3 protein-coding genes are annotated in these 3625 nt (G+C 61.6%); all 3 read left to right on the top strand.

Annotated elements, in window-relative coordinates; genetic code table 11:
* The coding region (locus tag QZY06_RS06310) for a winged helix-turn-helix domain-containing protein (protein WP_295681708.1) at positions 1 to 395 on the top strand (395 nt) is incomplete at its 5' end.
* 22 nt (positions 396 to 417) lie between these two features.
* A complete protein-coding gene (gene phoR, locus QZY06_RS06305; RefSeq protein ID WP_295681705.1) occupies positions 418 to 1767 on the top strand; it encodes a phosphate regulon sensor histidine kinase PhoR in 1350 nt (449 codons plus the stop codon).
* Positions 1768 to 2019: 252 nt separating this feature from the next.
* Entirely contained in the window at positions 2020 to 3312 is a 1293-nt protein-coding gene (locus tag QZY06_RS06300; RefSeq protein ID WP_295681703.1) for a porin, read from the top strand.
* Positions 3313 to 3625 lie beyond the last annotated feature (313 nt).

Raw genomic sequence — 3625 nt, 5'->3', positions numbered from 1 at the left:
GTGACGACTACGTGTCAAAGCCGTTCTCGTTCCCGGAACTGATCGCCCGCATCAATGCAGTGATGCGTCGGACCATGCCCGGCGGTGAAGAAGAACGACTGGCCATAGGCGGGCTGCAGGTCGACGCCGCCAGCCAGCGCGTCACTGCGAAAGGTGAGCCGGTGAAACTGGGGCCCACCGAGTACCGCCTGCTGCATTTCTTCATCAGCCATCCGGAACGCGTCTACACCCGCGAACAGGTGCTCGATCGGGTCTGGGGCCAGAGCGTCTATGTCGAGGAACGCACAGTCGACGTGCACATCCGCCGCCTGCGCAAGGCGCTGGAGCCGCATGGCTACGACGGCATGATCCAGACCGTGCGCGGCACCGGTTACCGGTTCTCGGAACAGGTATGAGTTTTCGGCACTGGTATGACTGATGTCTAGGGCCTGGCTTCCCAGCCCTGAGTTGCTGCGCGAGTTGTTCTACACCGCACTGAAGATCGGCGCTGTCGGCCTGCTGGGCTCGTTCGTGGGGCTCGGCTGGCAAGCTGCGGTGCTGGCCTTGGCGGTCTGCCTGCTGACCCATCTGCGCTATCTGGTCCGGCTGCGGATCTGGTTCGCCAGCCCCAAGCAGGCCGAGCTGCCAATTGCCGGCGGCACCTGGGGCGAGGTGTTCGACGGCCTGCTGAACCTGCAGAAGCGCAATCGCAAGCGCAAGCGTCGCCTGGCGGCGATCCTGTCCGAATTCCAAGCGTCCACCGAAGCGCTGCCGGATGGCGCGGTCGTGCTCGGTTCGTCCGGCGAAATCGTCTGGTTCAATCCCGCGGCGCAGGCACTGCTCGGCCTGCGCGTGCAGCAGGACGTGGGTCTGCGCATCGCCAACCTGGTTCGCAAGCCGGCGTTCACCGAATACTTTTCGCGCGACGATTACAGCGGCGAAGTCGAGTGCGAATCGCCGGTCAACATCGGCACGATGCTGTCATTCCGGATCATTCCCTACGGCAACGGCCAGCGCCTGATGATCGTCCGTGATGTCTCGGACATGCGGCGCCTGGAAACCGCGCGGCGAGATTTCGTTGCCAATGCTTCCCATGAGCTGCGCACGCCGCTGACCGTGTTGCGCGGCTATCTCGATGTCATGGAACCGGATTGCCATACCGGCGGCTCGCTGTTCGAATGGCGCACGCCGATCGCAGAGATGCGCGCCCAGGCCACGCGCATGGAGGCGCTGATCGGCGATCTGCTGAAGCTCGCGCGGCTGGAATCGGATCTGATCAACACCCGGCAGGATGTGCTCGATGTGCCGCGAATGCTGGCTCGGGTCGAGCAGGAAGCGCGCAGCCTATCTCAGGGCAAGCATCGCATCGAGTTCGACATCCAGCCCGCTTTGCGCCTTTATGGCCGCGAGGCGGAGACACAAAGCATCTTCACCAACCTGGTTTCGAACGCGGTTCATTACACGCCGGAGAAGGGAATCATCAGCGTGCGCTGGAGCGGTGACGACCAGGGCGCGCAGTTCCAGGTGGCCGACAGCGGCATCGGCATCGAAGAGAAGGACCTGCCGCGAATCACCGAGCGCTTCTATCGCGTCGACATCGGTCGCTCGCGGGCCAGCGGCGGCACCGGGCTGGGTCTGTCGATCGTCAAGCATGCGATCGAGCATCTCGAAGGACGGATGACCATCGAAAGCGAAGTGGGCGTGGGCAGCACGTTCACCTGTCATTTTCCCGTGCACCGCGTGCATGACGGCGCCAGCCGTCAGGAACTGCGAAACAGCATTGGCTGAGCGCTTTCCGGTCCAGGCTGGACCGTTGCTGTCATATCAAAATCATTGAAATGAAACAGTAAGTTCTGTTTTCGGCCGAGTTGTCACAAAAAAGTAACAATTCCGTCATCAAACGGAAATCGAAGGATTCAAGAATGCCGCCGTCGACAAAATCTGCACATCGCCATAACGGCGATTTGCAGATTCCGGCTCACGCCTCAGGACATCGGGACGGGAGCTGGCTACCACCCGCCATCCTTCGAGAATCCTTTAGTGAACAAACTGTTCCAACACGCCGCCGCTATCTTCCTCATCGGCGCAAGCGCCGCCAACGCTGTCAACGCGGATGACGCGACCACCAGTGGCGGCCTGAAGATCAAGACCGCGGACGGCAAGTTCGAATTCGGCATCGGTGGCCGTATCCAGCTTGACGGCGTGCTCTTCGACGAAGGCAAAATCGAGGAAGTTCCCCCCAACACCGCCAACGCCACCACCAGCGGCGTCTATGTCCGCCGTTCCTACCTGACCCTGACCGGCAAGCTGTACGACTGGCGGTTCAAGTTCGAGAACGACTTCACGGCCGGCCAGTCGCCGAATTCGATCCGCGAAATGTGGGTCAGCCACCAGGTGTTCGGTGGCGATCTGATCATCGGCCAGCACAAGCCGTTCCGCTCGATCGAAGAACTGACCAGCTCGAACGAAATCCTGCTGATGGAGCGTCCGATGCTGACCAACTCCCTGCTCGCTGGCGGCAATCGTCAGTACCAGCCTGGCGTTTTCTACAAGCGCCCGATCAACACCGACTTCGGCTTCTTCCTGGCCCAGGCCTCGGTCTACGATGCGGCGCATCCGCTGGGCAACAATGCCGGCCAGGGCTTCGGTACCTCGGAGCGTCTGACTTGGCTCGCCTATGACGCCAACGACATGAAGCTCCATCTCGGTGCCTGGGGTGGTATCGATGACTTCGGCAAGGGCGGCAACGAAACCGTTGCGCCGGGCTCGGTGACCTATGCGGGTCGCAACAGTGCAACCCAGGTGCTCGGCCCGACCCAGGTCATCGGCGGCGCCAGCGGCTCGTCGGAAACCTTCTGGGGCGTCGAACTGGCCGGTACGGCTGGCCCGTTTTTCCTGCAGTCGGAATATGCCGAGACTCGTTGGGAAGACACGGCGGTCCAGGCGGATGGCCGCACGATCGATCGCATCGAAGCGGTCACCGTTCAGGGCAGCGTGTTCCTGACCGGCGAGACGAAGACCTACAAGAAGGATCGCGGCACTTTCGGCTCGCCGAAGGTCAACAGCCCCATTGGCGCCGTCGAACTGGTCGCTCGCTACGACAAGATCCTCAATCAGGATCGTTCGGCGGGTGATGGCGTCTGCAACAGCGCCTACGCTGTCGCCGCTCCGTCCCGTACCGGCGAAGGCTGCTATGTCCAGCAGTACACGGTCGGCGCGAACTACTACGTGAACCCGGCCGTGCGTTTCATGTTCAATTACATCCGCGGCGACAATAACGTGACCGGCGACAACACCAGCTCTTACAACGCCCGCGTCCAGCTGGCGTTCTGATCCTGAGCGACTACGTCACTGCATTGACACGTCTGATGTTCAATCTGCACGACGGTGGTTGCCGCGAGGTCAGCGATGACCTCACGCAGTCCAGTAACGTCCGCATGCAGATCGCGTTCTGAGATCGGTTGCAGCGAGGCATGACGGCCGCGCAAGTCTGAAGGCTTGCGCGGCCGTTCTTGATCCTGCCGGCAAGCGATCATCGGCAGCCGGTCCTCGTTCGGCGCAATGCCCGCTAGACTAATGCAGGCAACATTTTCGATTCCGGACTCTCACAGCGCTCATGAACACGCCTTCCTACAAGTCGCACATC

Source organism: uncultured Nevskia sp., from assembly GCF_903885465.1.
Classification (GTDB): Bacteria; Pseudomonadota; Gammaproteobacteria; order Nevskiales; family Nevskiaceae; genus Nevskia.
This window is presented reverse-complemented; position numbering and strand designations above follow the sequence as displayed.